Source organism: Streptomyces sp. HSG2, from assembly GCF_016598575.1.
Classification (GTDB): domain Bacteria; phylum Actinomycetota; class Actinomycetes; order Streptomycetales; family Streptomycetaceae; genus Streptomyces.
The window spans coordinates 15,053-34,977 of sequence record NZ_CP066801.1 but is presented as its reverse complement, the minus strand read 5'-3'; the positions used below and the strand labels follow the sequence as shown (position 1 = coordinate 34,977).

Genomic DNA, 19,925 nt, shown 5'->3' with positions numbered 1-19,925 from the left:
GCCAATCTTTTCTTTGAGCAGGGCCCAGGGGCCTTGACCCCGGATCCTGGACACCCGAGACACTTGGATCTTGAAGGTCCAGGAGAACGGATGTCCCGTGGTCATGAAGCACTACCCGCCTGAGTTCAAGGCGGACGCGGTCGCGCTGTACGAGTCGCGGCCCGGGGCGACGATCAAGTCGGTCGCCGCTGATCTGGGGGTCAACCCGGAGACGCTGAGGAACTGGATCCGGGCGGCCGGTGCCGCCCGTCCCCGTGGCCGCCGCCCGGAGGGTCCGGCGGTGCCGGAGTCTTCGCTTCAGGCAGAGCTCGCCGCCGCGCGGAAGAAGATCCGCGAGCTGGAGGAGGAACGCGAGCTCCTGCGGAAGGCCGCGAAGTATTTCGCCGGGGAGACGCGCTGGTGAACCGCTTCCAGTTCGTCTGCGACCACCAGCGCCGATACGGCGTGAAGCGGTTGTGCCAGGTCCTGGGCATCGCCCGCTCCAGCTTCTACTACTGGCGCCGGACCGCACCGGACCGGGCGGCCCGCCGGGCGGCCGACGCCCAGCTCGCCGCACGGATCCAAACCGTCCACCGGCCCGGGTTCGACGTAATTCGGCAGTCTGGAGAGGCGAATCTGGGGCCTGACCTGGGTGGACATGCGTGTGTCCGCCTGGAGGGCGTGTCTCTAGGCGGTGGTGTTCTCGCTGGTCAGCGAGGTGTGGGCTGAAGTGAGACGACCTGCTTGGGGGCGGGGATGTCCAGCTTCGCGAGTAGGTCGCGCTGAGGCTTGGTCAGGGTGGTGACCTGCTGGAACGTGCCGGTGCGGCCGGTGAAGGTGCCCAGATGGAGGCGGTCGAGTTCGCGTCGGATGTGCGGCCAGGTCTTGCCGGTGGTGGTCTCGGTGATCCGGATGAGGAGGAGGGCGAGCCAGCAGAGGATGACGTGGGCTCGGATGCGTTCTTCGAGGCGGTGGTAGACGGGCCGCAGGTCGATGATCTGCTTCATGTCGCGCCAGCCGCGCTCGACTTCGAGCAGTTGCTTGTAGCCCAGCGCGATGTCCTCGGCGCTCAGGTGGGGGTCCGAGCAGCGCAGGAGGTACTTCCCGTCGAGGTTCTCCTCCGCCTTGATCTTCGCCTGGTCGACGCGGAGCTTGCCGGCCGGGGTAGCGCGAAGGTAGCGGTTCAGGCCGGGCTTGTCGGCGATCTTCCCGCGTAGTTCACCCCGCTTGAAGTCGCTGAGCTTGTCGGTGTCGGCGATCAAGCCGGCCAGCTGGGCGACGAGTTGTTCGCGCATGTGCCGGTCACGCTCGGCCGCTTCAGGGTTGTGGCAGATGACGAACCGGTCGGTGTCGGATATCCGCACCTCCTTGACGCGCATGTTCTCGCCGACGTCCTGGTAGCGGCCCTGGCGGGACAGGGCGGCCTGCACCTCGGGACTTCCGGAGCGGAGCTTCTCGCCGATGATGTAGGCGTGGTCGCCCTTGCGCAGGTAGCGGCGGTTGGCGGCGGAGGAGAAACCGCGGTCTGCCACCCACACGATCTTGGACAGGGTCCAGTCCCGCATCTCGTCCTTGACCTGCCGGATCAGCGTCTGGTCGGAGGTGTTGCCCGGCCAGCACCAGCAGCGGACCGGGATGCCGTCCCTGGTGACGGCCATGCCGATCACGATCTGCGGCAGGTCGTCGCGGGAGTCCTTCGACTTGCCGTAGGTCCGAAACCCGGCCTGCCTGGCCTCGTTGTCGTCCACATCGTCGGCGTCCAGGCGCCGGCCCGCGTCGTTGCGGGCGAGGGGCTCGTCGGGCTCCTCCAGTTCGAAGTAGGTGCTGGTGGTATCGAAGAACAGCAGGTCGACCTCCAGGTTCAGCAGGTTCGCGACCTCGTCGAACACCTGCTTCTCCAAGTCGTCCTGCACCTCGTGCAGCCAGTCCATCGCCCGGTAGCAGGGCTGTTCGCCGGTCTCGGCCAGGCCGTCGATGTGCACGTCGTTCGTGATCCACTCCGCCGCCGCGAGCTTCGACGACGGGGCCAGCGCCCGGTTGGCGACCAGGGCGAACAGCACCCGCTCGGTCGCGGTCATGTCCCGGCGCCGGCCTCGCTTGGGCTGCCCGACCCGGCCCACGATCTGGTCGATCCGCAGCCGGCGCCACAGCTGGTCGAGCACATAGGCGCCGCCGAACGGCACCGAGGAGACGAACTCCAGGTCCGACGCCGCGGTTGCGGCCAGCGCGTCGCCCGGCTCCAGCAGCTTCGATAGAGACATGACCAGACGCCTGACCGCCTCGCGGTCCAGGTCGTCCTCGCGGCCGAAGGTGAACAGCACCTTCGGCACCGCCCGCCCCTTCACCGGATCCCACTCGTTGTGGGCCAGATGCAGGTACCGGACCGTGCCGGACTTGTTCTCCCGCTTCGTCGTCCTCACGTACATGGATCCAGACGATAGGCCGAAGTAGCAGGCCAACACAGGTGAATCAAGAAAGTCGTGTCTCTAGGCCATTCCAGCCGTTTGCGCCGTCCGCGCCCCGATGACCTGCACCTTCAGCCCGCAAGAGCCTCCAGGACCCTCGAATTACGTCGAACCCAGGACCGGGAGTCGGACGGCACCTACGGTGTCCCCAGGATCACCGCCGAGCTCCGCGAGGACGGTGAGCGCGTCAACCACAAGCGCGTCGCCCGCCTCATGCGCACTGCCGGTATCGCCGGGACGCGCCTGCGCCGCAGACACCGCACCACGGTCCCGGACCCGGCCGCCGCGAAGGCGCCCGACCTGATCGGCCGGGACTTCACCGCCACGGAGCCGAACACCAGGTATGCCGGCGATATTACGTATCTCCCGCTGGACGGTGGGAAGTTCCTCTATCTCGCCACGGTCATCGACCTCGCCTCGCGCCGCCTGGCCGGATGGGCGCTGGCCGATCACATGCGGACCGAGCTCGTCACCGATGCCCTGGACGCGGCGATACGGACCCGCGGCAGCCTCGCGGGGGCCGTCATGCACAGCGACCACGGGGCGCAATACACCAGTCGGGCCTTCGCCCACGCCTGCGCGAAGGCCGGTGTCCGCCAGTCCATGAGCGCGGTCGGCAGCTCGGCGGACAACGCGCTGGCCGAGTCCTTCAACGCGACGTTCAAGCGGGAAACCCTCCAAGGCCGCAAGAGCTGGTCCAGCGAGCGCGAAGCCCGGCTCGACGCCTTCCGATGGCTGAACCGCTACAACACCCGACGCCGCCACTCACGACTCGGACAACGCAGCCCGATCGCCTACGAGACGGCACTCGCCGCAACATCAACTACGCTGGCTCAAGCCGCATAGCCCGTGTCCAGGATTCGGGGTCAAGGCCCATCTCCTTGCGGAGCGAGTTCGGGTTCGGCTGCGAGTAGAGCTCGCGCAGTTGGTCCGGGCTGGTGAGGGCGTCCGCCTGGAGGGATGCGAAGAGTAACCCGGCGGCCCCAGTGTCGATCATCATACGGACGACCCTAGCCTCGATCTTTCGTGACGGTCCGTCGGCTTCTTCGGCGGGCCGTTTCGGTTGCTCGGGTCGGTGGCGGGCACGCTGATGGCCCGGCTGTCGCGTCGGGTGGGCGCCGGGTTCCACGGCTCCGGTCGGGTGGTGCTGATCGCAGGGACGGGAACGTGCTGGTCAGCCGGGATTTGGGAGAGCTTCGAGCCGCGCCAGGGCGTCGGTGATCACGTCGGTCCAGGGCCAGTGGCGTGCGAACCGCAGGTGCCGGCGGCGGGCGGTCGTGACGATCTGGGCGGCGGCGGAGAGAAGGCGGAACCGGAGACGGCGGGGCTCCCACCTGCGGATTTCGCCGGTCAGAGCGAGCATCGGCATCCAGGCCAGCAGGTCCAGATCTGGCTGGACGATCTCCAGCCAGATCTGGTTCTGCGCGGTGTCGTGCAGGGGCAGGTTGCGCAGGCCGGTGGCCCGCGCGGCCCGGATGCGGTCCTCGGCCCGTGCCCGCTGGCGGTGCCGCAGCTCCAGTGCCGCGATCGGCATGTTGGTGGTGTTGGTGGCGAAGCAGGTCAGCCGTAGTCCGTCAGCGTTGGTGATCCGCAACTGGGCGCCGGGGTGGGGCCGTTCCTTGCGGACGATCAGCCGCGTTCCCTTCGGCCAGCTCTTGAGGCAGTCGCCGGACAGTTCGGCGACCCAGGCGCCGTCGCGGATCTCGCCGCCGGGCTCGATCGCTGCCGTCCAGGCCGTGGCGGGGACCCTCGATGGCGGGGGTGTTCGGGCGGGTGGATCGGCGGCGGACGGCGGCGGCGTATCTGAACATGGATGTCGGTCCCTCGGACGGCGAAGAGGATTCGGCCGCGATCTACGACCGGTTGCTGGTGCGGATCGAGGCCGGGTGCCTGGAAGACACCTCGAACTTTGCCGCGCTCGTCCGCTCCGCCGTCAGCCGCCCGGCGCGCCGACACGGACCACGGTCGAGCTGCGCTTGAACGACGCGCCGTACCCCCGTCGGGCCCTCGCCGTACCGCCGCCGGACGCCGAAGAGGGCCCTCCTTCCGGGCTCGGCGCCTCGCTCCCGTCAAGTCCGGAACAAGCCCTGCGAAGACGGGGCAGAAGCGACGATGATGATCTGTATGTCGGAAGATCTTGAGGTCCTCGCCCTCGTCTGCACCGGGCTGTACGCCGGATACATGCTCGCCTTCCAGTCGGGTGTCATGCCCTCCCTGAGAGAGGTGGACGACGCTTCGTTCACCCTCGTCATGCGGACGGTGAACCGAAGGGTTCCCGGGCCGGTGTTCCTGCTGCTCTTCCTCGGCTCACTGGCCTTCCCCGCCGCATCGTTCTTGGTGGTGCCGGAGGCGCGCGACGGAAGCGAGACGGCCCTCGTGGGGGCTGCCGCCGGTTGCGCGCTGGTGGGTCATCTGATCACCGCGGGCGGCAACGTCCCCCTGAACAACGCGCTGGAGAATTCCCGTCACCGGGGCGACGAGCGGGCCGCCCGGGGGGCGTTCGAGGGGCGGTGGAACACCCTGCACGGAGTGCGGACCCTGTTCGCCGTCGCCGCCTTCGTCCTCATGGCCGTGGCCCTCGCCCAGTGAACCCCGTGGGGTGTTCCAGACGTACGTGTCCCACCCGCAGATCGAGACGATCGCGTATGCATCTGAGTCTGAGGGCTATGTACCGTCTGCCGCGTGGAGACTTGAATGAAGGTCATGAGCACTCAAGCGCAGAACACCGCACCCATCCTTGTCATAGGCGGCACCGGCAAGACCGGACGACGGGTTGTCGACCGCCTCCAAGCGCACGGCCGCCCCGCGCGGGTCGGCTCCCGCAGCAGCGAGATCCCCTTCGTCTGGGAGGACGAGAGCACCTGGGAGACCGCGCTGGGCGGGGTCTCCGCCGCCTACGTGACCTACTACCCGGACCTCGCGTTCCCCGGCGCCAAGGAGACCGTCGAGCGGTTAGCCGCCTTCGCTGTCGCGCGGGGTGTCCGCCGCCTGGTGCTGCTGTCCGGCCGGGGTGAGGAGGGCGCCGTCGCCAGTGAGGACGCCCTCAAGGCGTCCGGCTGCGACTGGACCGTCGTCCGAGCCAACTGGTTCAACCAGAACTTCAGCGAGAGTTTCTTCCTCGATCCGGTCCGCTCGGGTGAACTGGCGCTGCCCACCGGGGACGCCGTCGAACCGTTCGTGGACGCCGACGACATCGCCGACGTCGTGGTCGCCGCACTGACCGACGCCCGTCACATCGGCAAGACCTACGAACTGTCCGGTCCCCGGCTGCTGAGTTTCCACGACGTGGTCCGGGAGCTGTCGGCGGCCACTGGCCGGACCATCACCTACGTGCCGGTCAGTGCCGACGACTACCGCGCGGCGCTGCGAGAGCTCGGCGAGCCGGAGGAGTTCGCGGACCTCTTCACCCTCATCGTCGACGGCCGCAACGCCAGCGTGGTGCACGGCGTCCGTGAAGCGCTCGGGCGAGAGCCCAAGGACTTCTCGGACTACGCCAAGGAGGCCGCGGCCACCGGAGTCTGGGACGCCTGATCACCGGTGTCCGGCAGTGGTGATCCGCCTGAACAGGGTGCACCGGACGGCGGATCACCGCACTGGCCGTGTATCGCCACAGACCGATCAAGCCAGGCGCCCTCGGCGAAGACGCCGGGGGATGCTCAGAGAAGAGAGGGACGCCATGGACGGGCTGCTGTGGGGAGGTAGGGGCGTGGACACGCTGCCCCGCCATCTTCGCGGATTCGCGCAGACGCACCTCGCGCTGAGACGCGACTCCCGGCGGCTGGTGGCTGCGGCGCCGCTTCTGACCTCCGCCGGTCTTCCCCGGGCCGCGGAATGGTGGCGGCAGCTCAGAGCCATCGTCGACTGGCACCACCGCACCGAGGACCAGATCCTCTGGCCGGGTCTGATCGAGCACGTACCGGAGATCGCGGCCGGGTCCCATCGCATGGTCCAGGACCATGTGGCCCTCGACGACTCGATGCTCCGCGTGACCAGGGCGTTGGAGGGAGGAAACGCCGAGCTGATCGGCTGCCCCGTCGACACCTTCGACACCGTCCTCCACCGGCACCTGCACGAGGAGGAGAAGCTGACCTTCCCGGTCTTCGCCCGCGTACCGGCCGAGGTGTTCGCCGCCCTGGAACGCCGCGTTCTCGCGGCGGCGCCCCTCCGCGTCAAGCGGGTCCTGCCCCCGTGGCTGCTTGACGGACTCCCGCAGCCGGACGGGCTGATGCCCGGCCCGGTGCGCCTGATGGGACGCACCCTGCTGCAAGGTGCCTACCGCCGCTCGCTCACCGGAATCCTGGACCCCCGGTGAACGGCCTGCTGCAGGGCCTCCGGGTGGCCGGCTGCCGCGCCGGCGGTGCCGCGTCCGCCGCCCGTCGATCCGACCAGGGGAACACCATGCGTCCTTCCCGCGCCCTCCCGGCGGCCGCCACGCCACCGGACCCCGTCCTTGTCGCTGCCACCATCGGCACCGGCTTGATGGCCGGCCTCTACCTCGGGTTCGACGTCGGTGTGATGCTCGCCCTCGCGCGGCGGGGGGACGAGAGGTTCGTCGCCGCGATGCGCCGGGCCAATGACGCCCTGGACGACAACGCCCCCTTCGGGGCACTCTTCCTGGGTGTGTTCCTGGCCACCGGTGTCGCCGCCCGCCGACTCGACCGCGCGGACGGGAGCGCCGCCGCCCGGGAGGCTCGTTCGGCCGCAGTGCTGTACGGCCTCAGCGTCGTGGTGACGATCTGCGTCAACCTGCCCCTGAACCGCAGGCTGCGCGACGCCTCGGGCACGTCAGCGGCCGACCTGGCGGCGGCGAGAGCCGCCTACGAGCGACCCTGGCGCAGGGCCAACGCGGTCCGTACGGTCGCGTGCCTCGCCGCCCTCGCCCTGCTGGGAGACGCGGCCCGGCGGCGGACGATCACCCGGGCGCGTTGACACACGAGAACCATCGTGGGTCCGGTCCTCTCGATAGGCCGGACTCACGGTCGCGCCTCCTCCCGGGAGGGGAACGGCCGGGGCCGAGGCGCGCGCCGCGAGAAACGACAGCGAAACGGTGCGAGGTGACGGTTGTGGATACGCTCAGCGGCCTGCTGGGGAGCCCCAAGGCGCGGGGTGCCTTCCTCCTGAAATCGGTGTTCAACCCCCCGTGGGGACTGCGCATCGAGGACCGCGCGCCCCTGTCGCTGGTCACTATGATGCACGGCTCGGCGTGGGTGCTCCGCGAGGGCTGCGACCCGGTGCGGCTGGCGGCGGGGGACGTGGCGGTCCTGCGCGGCCCCGAACCGTACACGCTCGTCGACGACCCGGCGACACGCCCGGGCATCACCGTCGACGCCGAGCAGCGCTGCCACACCATTGACGGGGAGAACGTCACCGAAGCGATGTCCCTGGGCGTACGCACCTGGGGGGAGCCACACCGCACGGGGTCGGCCATGATGCTCAGCGGCACCTATCAGGCGCCCAACGAGGTCGGGCGCAGGCTGCTCGCCGGCCTGCCGGCCCTGCTGGTCCAGCCCGCTTCCGCCGCGCGGGCCCCGCTGATCGGCATGCTGGCCGCCGAGGTGGACAAGGAGGACATCGGCCAGGAGGTGGTCCTCGACCGGCTGCTCGACCTGCTGCTCATCAGCGTCCTCCGCTCCTGGCTCATGGAGCCGGGCACCGGCGCGCCGCTCTGGTTCCGGGCCCAGAGCGACCCGGTGGTGGGGCGGGCTCTGCGGCTGCTGCACGAGCGGCCCAGCGAGCCGTGGACGGTCGCATCGCTCGCCTCCTCCGTCGGGACCTCCCGGGCGGTGCTGGCACGTCACTTCACAGAGCTCGTCGGTGAGCCACCGATGTCCTATCTCACCGGATGGCGGCTGACGCTCGCCTCCGAGCTGCTGCGAGACCCCGAGCTGTCCGTCGCCGGTATCGCCCAGCGGGTGGGGTACTCGGGCCCGTTCGCCCTGAGCGCCGCGTTCAAGCGGGAACGCGGCGTCAGCCCGCAGGAGTTCCGCCGGGGCAAGCGGGCCGGCGAGGCCATGGCCACCGGCTCCGACGACCGGACGGTCATTCTCAGACGCTGACCTGCGGCCCGGCGCACCGCGCGGGAACCGTCGGGGGAGTCCGGGCGGGCACCGCCACGGCGGTGAGCAGCAGTCCCCTGTCCACGCACCAGCGGCCCATGTAGCGCGCCGCGACGCCGCCGTGTCCCGGCGCCCCGGCGCCGGGCCCGGCCGCCTGGCCGTTCTCCGACCGTCGCCGCACCGGAGGCGGCGGCGTGCGGTCGGGGTGGACCTCGGCGGTCAGCAGACCTCCGGCGGTGAACGCGACCTCGATGGCGGCCGTGCCGATCCACCGGCGGGTGGCCGGGTGCCACGCCTTGTAGACGGATTCCTTGGCGCTGAACAGCAGCCGGTCCCAGGGCAGACGGGGATGCTTCCCGGTGAGCCGGGCCACCATCCGCCGCTCGCGCTGCGAGGCGACCAGCCCCAGGACACCGGGCGGCAGTGGGAGGGCGGGTTCGGCGTCCACGCCCAGCGCCCCCCAGGCGTCGGCGCGCGCCGCCACCGCGCCCCGGTACCCCGCGCAGTGGGTGACGCTGCCGACGAACCCCGTCGGCCACGCCGGAGCGCCGTCCGTCGTGCGCAGCAGCGGGCCGGGCGGTGCGCCGAGGGCGTCCAGGCAGCGGCGGGCACAGGTGCGTGCGGCGGCGAACTGCCGGACGACCCGCTCCGGACGGCCCCGGACCAGGGCGAGTTCCCGGGGGTCCGCAGGCCGGAGGAGTGTGTCGTCGAACGCCTCCGCCCAGGCGACCCCCACAGGCACCAGCCACTCGATCACGGCACGTCCGTCCGTACGGCGAACGGCACGACGCCTCGCACGCGGAGCGGCGCGTCGGCCCGTACGGGAAGCGGGGTGAGGCCCGGCGTACGGGGCGCCACGACCCCCGTACGGATCCGCACCGGGCCCTCCTCGTCACCCGGCGCTGGGACGGCCCCGGCGGTGCACCGGACGGTGTCCCGGACAGTGCACGGGCCGGGGAGGACCCTGCTCACAGGGTGCCCGTCTCCTCGGCGCCCCAGGTGGTGCGGGCCCGCTCCACGGCCCGTTCGGCGATCCGGGCGACGGCCTGGGCCACGGCCTCCGGGTGCTCCAGAGGCAGGACATGCCCGGCACGCGGGATCGACGTGAACACGGCGTCCGGGAGGGCCGACGCCAGCTCCCGGCCCAGTTCGGGCCGGATGACCCGGTCGGCCTCGCCCGCCAGGACCGCGGCGGGCAGCCGCGCGTCCGCGAGAGCGGCCCGCAGGTCCATGCCCCGGGAGGAGCGGAAGCAAGCCGCCCGCACCTCCGGCGCGGTCGAGGCGAACAACTGCCGATTGACCTCGCGCAGCCGGGGGGCCAGCGCCGCGCCCGTCATCTGCCGCAGCAGGGCCCGGCCCACAGTGGGGCGGCGCAGGGCCCAGGAGAAGAGCAGCGCCTCCATCATCCGCGCTTCGTTCTCGGGGGTGTCCTGGTCGTGCGCCGCCGAGGCGACCAGGACCAGACCCACCGGGCGGGCATCGGGCTCAGGCGCGGCCGCCAGGGCGAGCGCCGCGAATCCGCCGCCGGAGTGGCCGACGACGAGCGGCGCGCCTCCCGCGTACCGGACGACCGCCGCAAGGTCAGCGCTCATCGCGGCTGCGGTCACCCCGTGGGCGCCCAACGTGGAGGCGCCGTGACCCCGCAGGTCATAGGCGACCACCGGGAAGCCGCGCCGCAGCAGCCGGTCGGTCACCGGGCTCCAGATCCGGCGGCTACCGCCCCAGCCGTGGGCGAGCACCACCGGGGGCCGGTCCTCGTCGCCCCGCTCCAGCGGGTCCAGGACGGAGACCGCCAGCCGGGCCCCGTCCTCGGTACCGAGGTACGTCTCACCGGGGGCGGGCGCGGTCACCGGGAGACCTCGGGGAGCGGGGCGGCGGAACCAGCCGGGGTCGGCGCGGCGGGCAGCAGGCGACCGAGCCGGCCGAACGCCGCCCGGGTGGCGCGGGTGTGCTGCGCGCCGATGTCCACGAGCCGGGCCAAGACGGCGAGTCCGCCGTGCGGCCGGGCCCGGAAACGCATCGCCAGTTGAGTGCCGCCGTCGTCCAGCGGGGCGAGGGTGAACTCCGCCGTGCCGCGGAAGGCCCCCTCCACGTACTCGAGGGCGAGACGCCTGCCCGGCTCCACGGCGGTCGTGCGCGCGGTGAACCGGATCTTCTTGCCGCCCTTGTCCACGCCCTTGGTGTGAACGGTGACCCGGGTGAGCGCGCCCACCCGGTCCGGGGCGCCGTTCACCGGCTGGAACGTGTTGTCCGGCACCCACCACCGGGCGGCGCCTGCGAGTTCCCCCACGAGGGACTCCCAGACCGTGTCCTGGCCGGCGGCGAGCAACGTCTCGTCGACGAGGTCATAGGTTTTCAACTGTACTCCTCCTCACGGAATCGACGGGGCCGGGCCGTTCTCGTGGAGCGGCCCGGGGCCGCGGTGGGTCAGCCGAAGAAACCCTGGCCGGGGGTGAGGACGTTGCCGGGGTCGAAGCGCCGCTTCGCCTCGCTCAGCGCCCGGTACGCCGGGCCGAAATGGCGGCGCCAGTCGGCGTTGGTCAGCCCGGGCACCGCGCCGACGAGGCACCGCTTGCCGCCCATCTCCACCGCCCGGTCGTACAGCCAGCGGTTCTGCTGCACCATGCGGGAGATGTCGTCGGCCCCGGTTCCGGGGTGCGGGAAGCGCAGCAGGTCGAAGAGGTAGCCCACCCGCTCCGTTGGCTGCACGGCCATGGGGGCGGTGACGTTGGAGGTGAGGTAGGGGTAGCTGAGCAGCGCCCCCGCGCCCAGCCCGTCCGGCGTCAGCTCGGCCTCCGCCAGGCGCAGGAAGCGCGCGGCCGAGGAACGCGGCAGGAAAAGGCTCAGCCAGGGCTTGGGCTGGTACCAGTGGCCGACGTCCTTCAGGTACGCCTCGAAGCCGTCCACGCGGAAGAGGTAGTCGCGCAGCGCGAAGTCATCGATGTGCGCGTCGGCGCGTACGTCCCGCAGTCCCCGCAGCAACTGGGCGCGGTCCGGGATCTGGCCGCCGGAGTACGTGGCGACCGCCTCGATCTTGTAGCGCCAGCCCGAGTCGTCCGGGCGCTGGACCATCTCGCCGCCCTGCATCTGGAAGCGGTGGTCCGCCAGCAGGATCTCGGAGTCCTCCATGAAGGAGGCGACATCGTTGTAGAACAGGCTGAAGACGGTGGCCCGTTCGGCGGCGCGCACGGTCCGCAGGGTCACCTGGACGATGACGCCGACCTGTCCGCCGCCCGCCAGCGCGGTGCGGAACAGCTCGGGCCGACGGTTCGGCGAGGTGGTGACCACCTCGCCGGTGCCGGTCACCACCACCATCGACCGCACGTTGTCGGCGACCAGGCCCTCGGTGCCCATGGTCAGGCCGATGCCGCCGACGCTGATGGTGCCGCCGACGGAGAGCCGCAGGTAGTCGGGCAGGGCGGGCAGCGTACGGCCCCGGGGGAGCAGGTGGTCGGTGATCTCCGCCCAGGTCGCGCCCGCCTCCACGGTGACGGAGTCGGAGCCGGTGGACAGGATGCGCGCCATGCCCCGGGCATTCACCGAGATGCCCCCGGAGACGGCGGCCTGGCCGTAGCAGGAGTGGGACTCCAGGTCCCCGCCGGTGCCACCGCGGCCATTGACGGCGAGCTTGAGCCCGTTCGTCCTGGCGTAGCCGATCATCTTGGCGATGTCCTGGACCGATCCGGGGGTGAGCACCGCCCACGGCACCGTGCCGGTCACGAGGCGGCCGAAGTCGTGGGTGTAGGAGTCGAACTGGGAGGTGTCGGTGGTGAGGGTGCCGTCGAGGTCGGGGACGGGCACGACTTGGTCGCCGGGACGGCGGGCGCTGTCGGCGGCCCATGCCCAGCTCCCAGTGGTGGCGTTCCAGCCGATCACAGTGGCGGCGGCTCCCACTGTGCCGAGGACCGCTCTGCGGGAGGGAGTGTGCAGGATCATCGGGGAAACTCCGTGTCTCGTCGGTCGCGGGTACGTGGTCGTCAGGACGCGGCGGGCACGGGGGCGCGCAAGTCCTCCGTGGTGCTCAGAGCGTGTTCGGCGGGGTCGAAGCGCCTGGCGGCCCGGCGGAAGCGCCAGGTGTACGTGGGCCAGATGGACGGGTTGCGCCCGTGCTCGTCGAGGTACCAGCTCCGGCAGTTGCCCGCGTTCCACACGGTGCCGCTGAGCCGTCGTTCGAGCTGTTCGTTGTAGGTCCGCTGGGCATCGGGGAGCACTTCCACGCTGGCCAGCCCGCGGCGGTCCATCGTCCGCAGGGCGTCGAGCAGATAGGTGATCTGCGCCTCGATCATGATCACCTGGGAGGAGTGTCCCAGGGTCGTGTTGGGCCCGAGCAGCATGAAGAGGTTGGGGAAGCCGGTCACGCAGGTCCCGCGGTGGGCGTTCATGCCCTCGCTCCACGCCTCCTTGAGGCTGACGCCGTCGCGCCCGAAGAGCCTTTCCGCGATCGGGCGCCGTACGGCCTCGAAGCCCGTCCCGAGGATGATCGTGTCCACCGGCCGTTCCCGGCCGTCGGCGGTGACCACGGCGTCGGCCGTGACCTTGGCGATGCCGTCGGTGACCAGTTCCACGTTGGGCTGCTGGATCGCCGGGTAGTACGTGTCGGAGAAGAGCAGGCGCTTGCAGGCCATGATGTAGTCGGGCGTGAGCGCCGCCCGCAGCCGCTCGTCCGGCACGCTCTTCTTGAGGTGGTCGGAGGCCATCTTCTGCATCTTCGCGGCGAGCGCGGGGCGCGCCATGACGAAGGCGAGGATCTCCCGGCCCCACATGTTGAAGTTCCGCCGGAAGCGCTGATAGCCGGGCACGGACGTCAGCAGGCGGGTCTGCAGGGCGCTGTTGACCTTGTCGTTCTTGGGCCCGATCCAGGGCGGGGTGCGCTGGTAGAGGTCCAGGTGGCCGACCTCCTGCTGGATGGCGGGCACGAACTGGATGGCGGAGGCGCCGGTGCCGATCACGGCGACCCGGCGGCCGGTGAGGTCCAGGTCGTGGCGCCATTGCGCTGAGTGGAAGACCTCGCCCTCGAAGCTGGCCAGGCCAGGGATGTCGGGGATGGCCGGCTCGCTGAGGTAGCCGGTGCCGGTGACCAGCACCTGGGCCGTGTAGTTCCCGCCGGTCGTGGTCAGCAGCCAGCGCTTGTGCAGGTCGTCCCAGCGCGCCTCGGTGAGTTCGTGCCGGAAGCGGATGCGGGAGCGCACGCCGAACTGGTCGGCACAGTCGCGCAGGTAGTCGAACAGCTCGCGCTGCTTGCCGAAAGTGCTCTTCCAGTGGGGGTTCGGCGCGAAGGAGAAAGAGTACAGGTGCGACATCACGTCGCAGGCGCAGCCGGGGTAGGTGTTGTCCCGCCAGGTGCCGCCGACCTCGTTGGCCCGCTCGAAGACGAGAAAGTTCTCGATGCCCTGCTGCTGGAGCCGGATCGCGGTCCCGAGTCCCGAGAAGCCGCTGCCGATCACCGCCACTCGCAGGTCGCGTGCGGGCTCCATGGGTGCCTCTGCCACGCCCCTCACCCCTTGCGGGCCAGCGTGAGCCGGAAGTTGTTGAAGAAGCGGTCCTCCAGTGTGTACGCGAAGATGTCCAGGTAGCGCTCGAAGCGGGCGACCACCTCCTCGCTCTCCAGCGCGACCGCCTCGTCGCGCCGCTCGGCGAGCCGGGCCAGCCAGGCGCGGCAGGCGCGGGCGAACGCCTCGCGCTCGTTGACCAGCTCCACGACCTCGAACAGGCCCTCGGTCGCCGCCGCCAGCTCGTGCAGGTGCGGGATGTGCATCCCGGTGAACTCGGAGCGTTGGAGGAACTTCAGGTCCGCCAGGATCTTCCGCCCGATGGGTTGGGCCTCGGCGGTCATCGTGTGCAGGACGAACTGGCCGTCCGGGACCAGCGCCTCGTGCGTTTGCTGGAAGAAGAAGCGGTAGCGCTTGGTCCGCTCCTTCGGGGGGAGGCTGGAGGGGACGAAGTGCTCCAGGGCGTTGACGCAGAAGGCGGCGTCGTACGCGCCGGGGGCGCGGTGCTCCGACCAGCTCTCGACCCGGGTGGTGATGGCCGGGTTGCCGAGTCCCGCCACATAGGTGGCCTGGGTACGGCTCAGGGTGAGGCCCACGGCCTCCCGTACGCCGTGCTTCGTGGTGAGGCGGTGGGCGAGGGTGCCCCAGCCGCATCCGATGTCGAGCACGCGGTTGCGTCCAGCCGCCCGCGCCAGATCGGCGAACACGTCGAGCTTGCGTTCCTGCGCCACGTCCAGAGCCTCGACCAGGCCCTCGCCCTGCTCCCAGTAGCCCCCGCTGTACATCATGCTGGGGCCCAGCAGCAGACGGTAGAACTCGTTTCCCACCTCGTAGTGGTGGCGGACCGCGTCCAGCTCCGGCTCCCCGGTGTGGGAGGCAATCGTCGCCATCCTCGCCCTCTCTTCGCAGCTTCGGCCGTCGAGGCGCTCTCGCGCCGTCCGGCCGCCTGAACCGTGCTGGGGGTGAGCCAAGCGAATCAGCGCAATCCGACCGCAACACCACGGTGTGACCGCGCTGTTGCGGCTGGATTGCGAGGAGCGGCTTCCATGCGGACACGACCGTCCGTCGCGTTCAGAGAGGAACAACCATGGCACTGCCGACCGTCGAGGAACTCGCGCAGCAGCTCGCCGCAGTCTCGGGGGCCACCGAGGTGACCCCCGACGCGCCGATCCAGCACATCGCGGATGTGGACTCGCTGGACCTGATGGAGTGGCTCTACAACTTCCAGAACGAGCACCCCGACATCCCCGCCGACGAGTCGCTCTTCGCGGACCTGGACGACACCACCACCATGCAGGACGTGCACAAGAAGCTGATGGAGCTCGTTCCTCAGCCGGCCGAGCGCTGACAGTACGTCACATGAGTGGATTCGACATTTCGGGGTGGGGCACGGCCCTGCCCGAACGCGTCATCACCAGCGCCGAACTGGCGGACCGCTTCGGGGTCGACGAGGACTGGGTCGTCAGCCGCTGCGGCATCCGCGAGCGGCGGGCGGTCGACCCCGGCCAGACCACCGCCTCGCTGGCTGTCGAGGCGGGCCGCGCGGCGCTGGAGAAGGCCGGTCTGACCGGTGCCGACATAGCCCATCTGATCGTGGCCACAGCCACACCCGAGCAGCCCTCGCCCGCGACCTCCGCCTTCGTCCACCACGAGCTGGGCATCGGCGGCGGGGCCATGGACGTCAACTCCGAGTGCGCGGGCTTCGTGTACGGCCTGGTCGCGGCCATGGGCATCCTGCGCATGGACCGCCGGCCGATCCTGCTGATCGGGTCGGACACGCACACGCTGACCGCCAACCCGGCCGACCGCGATCTGTCCATTCTGGTGGGGGACGGAGCGGCCGCGGTGGTGCTCGTGCCGGGACCGGGGGACCCGGTACTGGCGTGGAACCTGGGCGCGGACGGCTCCTGCGCCGACGCACTGAAGGTGCCGGCCGGCGGCAGCCGGATGCCCACCACTCCGGAGACGGTCGCGCAGGGGCTCCACTACGCGCAGATCAAGGGCAACGAGATCTACTTGCACGCGGTCCGCTTCACGGTCCGCACGGTGCGGGAGACCCTGGAGAGCGCCAAGGTCACGCCCACCGAGGTGGACCACGTCGTCCCGCACCAGGCGAACATCCGCATCATCAACTCCGTACTCCAGCACACTGGATTGCGGCCGGAGGCCCTGGTGACCAACTTGGAGCGGTACGGCAACACCGCCTCGGCCTCCATCCCGCTGGCCCTCGCCGAGGCGCTGGACGCCGGGGGGATCCGCCCCGGGGAACTCGTGCTGTTCGCGGGGTTCGGCGCGGGGATGACCTGGGGTTCGGTGCTGATGCGTTGGGGGGGTGCCGCGTGAGCGTACAAGGAGCCGGGCAGCGCCCCGCCGCGCCGGTGGCGTTGGTCACCGGCGCTTCCGGCGGGCTCGGGCAGGCGCTCGCGGTGGAGCTGGACGCGCTGGGCTGCCGAGTGGCCGTGCACTACCGCAGCGCGGCCTCACAGGCCGAGGCCGTGCGCGCGAAGCTGACGCACGACTCCGTGGTCGTCGGCGCGGACGTGGGGTCCTGGGAGGAGGTCAAGGATCTGTACGGCCGCGTCGAGGAGGCCCTCGGGCCGATCGAGGTCGTGGTCAACAACGGGGCGATCCGCCGGGACGCCCTCATGGCGATGCAGTCCCCGGACGACTGGCACGAGGTCATCCGGACCAACATGTTGGGCACGTTCCACACCTGCCGGGTCGCGCTGCCGCACATGCTGCGCCGGCGCTGGGGCCGGATCGTCAACGTCGTCTCGCCCTCGGGCCTGATCGCCACCGCGGGGCAGACGGCGTACTCCGCGTCCAAGGCCGGGGTCATCGGTATGACCCGGACGCTGGCCGCCGAGTGCGGGCGACGCGGGGTGACAGTGAACGCTCTCTCGCCGGGGTTCATGATCACGGGTATGACCCAGGACCTCCCGGTGCGGGTCGTGGAGGACATGGCCAGCAAGGCGCCGGTGCCGCGGTTCGTCACGGTGGAGGAGGTCGCCCGCGGTGTGTCGCTCTTCCTCGACCAGGACTGCATGACGGGTCAGGTGGTCAGCATCGACAGCGGCGTCTCCGTCATGTGAGGCGGGCCCGCGGTGACGAGTCCGGGAGGGGCACGAGGGTGTGCCCCTCCCGGACGCCGTGGGTGCCGCGCAGGGGTGCGGTCGCGCGGTGTCACCTGCCGAATTGCCTGCCGGCACAGGGGCGTCGGCCCGCGTGGGGCGCCGGAGGGCACGTGGCCGGCCCTGGGAGGAAGAGGGCCGGAAGCAGGGGAGTCCGGGAGGAGTGCGTGTGTCCGCAGGCGGCCGGGGAACAGGAGCCGCGGGCGGGAGCCGAGACCGGCGCCCGCAGTCCCGCGGCTCCCTGGTGTCAGTTCAGTGGATGTGACGACACCGTCCGGTGCGGCGATCGGGCGGGCACAGTACATGGACTGGGACTGGCCAGCAGACCCAGATACACGGCTTCACTCTCGGGGCTCGGGTCGATACCGAGCTCTTCGGCGAGCACCGTGCGCAACTGCTGGTATATCCGCAGCGCTTCGGCCCTGTTGCCTGCCAGACGATGCGCGGTCATCTGACACCGGTAGGCGCTCTCACGAAACGGCGCCTGGCGCACCGCCTCCTCCGCGTAGCGCAGGGCGTGGTGCGTGTCGCCCAGCGCGGCGGAGGAGCTGCTGGCCGTCTCCAGTGCGGAGACGCGCACCTCCCTCAGGCGGGCGCGGACCGAGTCGACCCACTCGCCCTCGTAGGAGGCGAGGAAGGGGCCCCGCAGCAGGGACACGGACGTGGTGGCGAGCCGCTGCGCGGTGCTGTGGTCGCCGTCGCGGTACGCCGCCGCCGCGCTGATGGCGGCGCTCTCGCCGCGCTCCACGTCCACTTGGGCGCCCTCCGGAAGCTGCAGCAGATAGCGCCCCCCGCGGGCGATCAGTTGCGGCTCGGACGTGGGCGACTCCGTGGCCAGGAAGGCCCGCAGACGGCTGACGACGCTGCGGAGGGCCGAGGCCCAGGTGCTCGGCGGGCCGTCCGGCCAGATGGCGTCGGCGAGCTGCTCCCGGGAGGTGCCGGTGGGACGCTCGACGCAGAGCCGGGCGAGCGCGATCTGAGCCTGGTGGCTGGCGAGAACCCGTGGGGCCTCTCTGTCGTGTTCGATGGACACAAGGCCGACAAGTCTGATGAGCACGGCTTTTACTCCCCCGTGAGGTTGACGACTTCCTCGCTGGCTGGCCGACGGAAGTCGACTTGCTGGGCGTGCTGCGTGCGGTGTCGTGCGTACAGGGTCCTGGAGCCGAGCCCGCACCCCTCAGTGGCGGACTGTGGACGCGCGTAGAGGCGCAAGTCGGAGTGAAAGATGCTTGTGAAATCTTCCCCAGGTCTGAGTAAACAGCATTCTCATTCGAAACAAGTATCTGTCAAAGCTGAATTTGCGAAAGATAACGCGTCGCGAATTGGATGGGTCATTATGCGCCAATCTCCTGATGCCTACTTGATCTTGCTCCCGTGTTGCGCTCCGGTTGCGTGGCGGAAGTTGAATTCGAGGCACGCCAGATCCGCTGCGCCGCTGCGCAATGGACGCCATAAAGGGGAGGACGGCCGATGGCTTCCGCAGGGTGGGGGAGACTCGCAGACAAGCTCGACGTGACCCGGCGGCGCGTGGCCGCGCTGGAGTGGGACGCCGAGCGCCGCAACAGCTTCGTCCCCTACACGGCCGAGCGCGACACGGCCTACGTCGACCTGGACGGCCGGCGCCTGCTGATGATGTCCGGCTACAGCTACCTCGGCCTCTCCGGGGACGAGCGCGTGGTGTCCGCGGCCCAGCGCGCCGCGGCCCGCTACGGCACCGGCAACCACGGGGTGCGCGCGCTGGCGGGCTCCATCCCGCTCCACGAGGAGCTGGAGGCCGAGGTGGCCGACATCGCCGGGCGGGAGCGGGCCATCGTCTTCGGCTCCGGCTACGCCGCCAACGTCGGGACGATCGGCGCCCTCGTGGCCCCGGGCGACACCGTTTTCGTCGACAAGTACGCCCACGCCAGCATCGTGGACGGCTGCAAGCTCAGCGGCGCCACGGTGGTCCGCTTCCGGCACAACGACACCGAGCACCTCGCGCGGCGCCTGGAGGCAGCCGCGCCCGGCGGGGTCCGGCTGGTGATCGTCGACAGCGTCTACTCGATGGACGGCGACCTCGCCCCGCTGCCCCGGCTGCGCGAGGTGTGCGATGCCCATGAGGCGCTGCTGATGGCCGACGAAGCCCACGCTCTCGGCGTGATCGGCCCCACCGGCCTGGGAATCGAGGAGCACTTCGGCAACGAGGTGCGGGTGGACGTCAAACTCGGCACCCTCTCCAAGGCCATCCCCTCCATGGGGGGTTGGGTCGCCGGGTCCACCGAACTCATCGGCCACCTGCGCTACGCCGCCCGGCCGTTTCTCTTCTCCGCCGCGCTCGCCCCCGCGTCGGCCGCCGCCGCCCTGGAGGCACTGCGGGTGCTGCGCGCCGAGCCCGAACTCGTTGCCCGCGTCCAGCGCCACGGCGCGCGCTTCCGGGAGCTGGTGACGGCGGGCGGGATGCGCACCGGCGGCAGCGAGACCGCGGTCGTCCCGCTCATCGTCGGCGGCGACGAGGCCGCCTACGACCTGGCGACCGCCGCCCGCCGGCTGGGCGCCATCGGCCTGCCAGTGGTCACCCCCGCTGTTCCCCGCGACCTGGCGCGGCTGCGCATCGCCGTCACCGCCCGGCACACGGACACGGACATCGACCTCGCGGCCGAGGCCTTCCTCAAGGCCGCCGGGGAGTGCGGTCTGCTGACCGCCTGACCGCCTGACCGGAGCCGACGAGCCCTGACGGACCCGGCGGGCGACCGCGCCGTGTCCGGGAGAGAAGCCGGGCTCGGGGAGAAGGCCCGTCTTCCGTTCCTTTCGTCCGGCAGGGCGGCG

20 protein-coding genes and 3 pseudogenes are annotated in these 19,925 nt (G+C 70.9%); 13 read left to right on the top strand and 10 right to left on the bottom strand.

Features of this window, described 5'->3' with window-relative positions; all coding sequences use genetic code 11:
* The first annotated feature begins 70 nt into the window (after positions 1 to 70).
* Both JEK78_RS00205 and JEK78_RS00200 read left to right on the top strand, forming a co-directional pair.
* Entirely contained in the window at positions 71 to 403 is a 333-nt protein-coding gene (locus JEK78_RS00205) for a transposase (protein ID WP_200262035.1), read from the top strand.
* Complete coding sequence (locus JEK78_RS00200; RefSeq protein WP_200262036.1) at positions 400 to 708, top strand: hypothetical protein; 309 nt, start codon at positions 400 to 402, stop codon at positions 706 to 708. Before JEK78_RS00205 ends, JEK78_RS00200 begins: the two co-directional genes overlap by 4 nt.
* Here the strand turns inward: JEK78_RS00200 and JEK78_RS00195 are convergent.
* Entirely contained in the window at positions 690 to 2,405 is a 1,716-nt protein-coding gene (locus JEK78_RS00195; protein WP_200262037.1) for an IS1634 family transposase, read from the bottom strand. The genes JEK78_RS00200 and JEK78_RS00195 overlap by 19 nt on opposite strands.
* A 162-nt stretch (positions 2,406 to 2,567) precedes the next feature.
* Here JEK78_RS00195 and JEK78_RS00190 point away from each other — a divergent pair.
* Positions 2,568 to 3,290: pseudogene (locus JEK78_RS00190) on the top strand (IS3 family transposase); the annotation flags it as partial.
* A 328-nt stretch (positions 3,291 to 3,618) separates the two neighbouring features.
* On the opposite strand, the pseudogene JEK78_RS00185 reads toward JEK78_RS00190, so the two are convergent.
* Positions 3,619 to 4,194 (bottom strand): annotated as a pseudogene (locus JEK78_RS00185) (transposase); the annotation flags it as partial.
* An 80-nt stretch (positions 4,195 to 4,274) separates the two neighbouring features.
* Here JEK78_RS00185 and JEK78_RS00180 point away from each other — a divergent pair.
* The 6 genes and pseudogenes from JEK78_RS00180 to JEK78_RS00155 all read left to right on the top strand — a co-directional run.
* Positions 4,275 to 4,417: pseudogene (locus JEK78_RS00180) on the top strand (ATPase); the annotation flags it as partial.
* A gap of 151 nt (positions 4,418 to 4,568) precedes the next feature.
* On the top strand, positions 4,569 to 5,033 hold the full coding sequence (locus JEK78_RS00175; protein ID WP_242483198.1) for a DUF1772 domain-containing protein: 465 nt from the start codon (positions 4,569 to 4,571) through the stop codon (positions 5,031 to 5,033).
* A gap of 114 nt (positions 5,034 to 5,147) precedes the next feature.
* Positions 5,148 to 5,975 (top strand): NmrA family NAD(P)-binding protein, encoded by an 828-nt coding sequence (locus tag JEK78_RS00170; RefSeq protein WP_200262040.1) that lies wholly within the window; start codon positions 5,148 to 5,150, stop codon positions 5,973 to 5,975.
* A 121-nt stretch (positions 5,976 to 6,096) separates the two neighbouring features.
* Complete coding sequence (locus JEK78_RS00165; protein ID WP_200262041.1) at positions 6,097 to 6,756, top strand: hemerythrin domain-containing protein; 660 nt, start codon at positions 6,097 to 6,099, stop codon at positions 6,754 to 6,756.
* Positions 6,753 to 7,373: an anthrone oxygenase family protein gene (locus tag JEK78_RS00160; RefSeq protein ID WP_200262042.1), complete on the top strand. Its 621-nt coding sequence runs from the start codon at positions 6,753 to 6,755 to the stop codon at positions 7,371 to 7,373. The genes JEK78_RS00165 and JEK78_RS00160 overlap by 4 nt, the downstream gene beginning before the upstream one ends.
* A gap of 134 nt (positions 7,374 to 7,507) precedes the next feature.
* Complete coding sequence (locus tag JEK78_RS00155; RefSeq protein WP_200262043.1) at positions 7,508 to 8,500, top strand: AraC family transcriptional regulator; 993 nt, start codon at positions 7,508 to 7,510, stop codon at positions 8,498 to 8,500.
* On the opposite strand, the gene JEK78_RS00150 is transcribed toward JEK78_RS00155, so the two are convergent.
* From JEK78_RS00150 to JEK78_RS00125, 7 genes are all read right to left on the bottom strand, one after another.
* Entirely contained in the window at positions 8,490 to 9,257 is a 768-nt protein-coding gene (locus JEK78_RS00150) for a 4'-phosphopantetheinyl transferase superfamily protein (protein ID WP_200262044.1), read from the bottom strand. The two genes, JEK78_RS00155 and JEK78_RS00150, sit on opposite strands and share 11 nt — an antisense overlap.
* Positions 9,254 to 9,379 (bottom strand): hypothetical protein, encoded by a 126-nt coding sequence (locus JEK78_RS23630; RefSeq protein ID WP_277953055.1) that lies wholly within the window; start codon positions 9,377 to 9,379, stop codon positions 9,254 to 9,256. The genes JEK78_RS00150 and JEK78_RS23630 overlap by 4 nt, the downstream gene beginning before the upstream one ends.
* 89 nt (positions 9,380 to 9,468) lie before the next feature.
* On the bottom strand, positions 9,469 to 10,350 hold the full coding sequence (locus JEK78_RS00145) for an alpha/beta hydrolase (RefSeq protein ID WP_200262045.1): 882 nt from the start codon (positions 10,348 to 10,350) through the stop codon (positions 9,469 to 9,471).
* Positions 10,347 to 10,859 (bottom strand): SRPBCC family protein, encoded by a 513-nt coding sequence (locus JEK78_RS00140; protein WP_200262046.1) that lies wholly within the window; start codon positions 10,857 to 10,859, stop codon positions 10,347 to 10,349. Before JEK78_RS00140 ends, JEK78_RS00145 begins: the two co-directional genes overlap by 4 nt.
* Before the next feature lie 68 nt (positions 10,860 to 10,927).
* The gene (locus JEK78_RS00135; RefSeq protein ID WP_200262047.1) at positions 10,928 to 12,436 is read right to left on the bottom strand and encodes an FAD-binding protein; all 1,509 of its coding nucleotides are present in this window, start codon (positions 12,434 to 12,436) and stop codon (positions 10,928 to 10,930) included.
* A 41-nt stretch (positions 12,437 to 12,477) separates the two neighbouring features.
* On the bottom strand, positions 12,478 to 13,989 hold the full coding sequence (locus JEK78_RS00130) for an NAD(P)/FAD-dependent oxidoreductase (protein WP_347341196.1): 1,512 nt from the start codon (positions 13,987 to 13,989) through the stop codon (positions 12,478 to 12,480).
* 5 nt (positions 13,990 to 13,994) lie between these two features.
* Entirely contained in the window at positions 13,995 to 14,879 is an 885-nt protein-coding gene (locus tag JEK78_RS00125) for a class I SAM-dependent methyltransferase (RefSeq protein ID WP_200262048.1), read from the bottom strand.
* Between the two features lie 197 nt (positions 14,880 to 15,076).
* On the opposite strand from JEK78_RS00125, the gene JEK78_RS00120 reads away from it, so the two are divergent.
* From JEK78_RS00120 to JEK78_RS00110, 3 genes are read left to right on the top strand one after another with little or no spacing between them, the layout of a single operon-like run.
* A complete protein-coding gene (locus JEK78_RS00120) occupies positions 15,077 to 15,337 on the top strand; it encodes a hypothetical protein (RefSeq protein ID WP_200262049.1) in 261 nt (86 codons plus the stop codon).
* An 11-nt stretch (positions 15,338 to 15,348) separates the two neighbouring features.
* Positions 15,349 to 16,332: a ketoacyl-ACP synthase III gene (locus JEK78_RS00115; protein WP_200262050.1), complete on the top strand. Its 984-nt coding sequence runs from the start codon at positions 15,349 to 15,351 to the stop codon at positions 16,330 to 16,332.
* On the top strand, positions 16,329 to 17,081 hold the full coding sequence (locus JEK78_RS00110; RefSeq protein ID WP_200262051.1) for an SDR family NAD(P)-dependent oxidoreductase: 753 nt from the start codon (positions 16,329 to 16,331) through the stop codon (positions 17,079 to 17,081). The genes JEK78_RS00115 and JEK78_RS00110 overlap by 4 nt, the downstream gene beginning before the upstream one ends.
* 286 nt (positions 17,082 to 17,367) lie before the next feature.
* On the opposite strand, the gene JEK78_RS00105 is transcribed toward JEK78_RS00110, so the two are convergent.
* Positions 17,368 to 18,177, bottom strand: coding sequence for a BTAD domain-containing putative transcriptional regulator (locus JEK78_RS00105; protein ID WP_200262052.1), 810 nt, complete (start codon positions 18,175 to 18,177; stop codon positions 17,368 to 17,370).
* 413 nt (positions 18,178 to 18,590) lie between these two features.
* Between JEK78_RS00105 and JEK78_RS00100 the strand changes: the two genes are divergently transcribed.
* Positions 18,591 to 19,805, top strand: a complete 1,215-nt coding sequence (locus JEK78_RS00100) for an aminotransferase class I/II-fold pyridoxal phosphate-dependent enzyme (protein WP_200262053.1) — start codon at positions 18,591 to 18,593, stop codon at positions 19,803 to 19,805.
* Positions 19,806 to 19,925 lie beyond the last annotated feature (120 nt).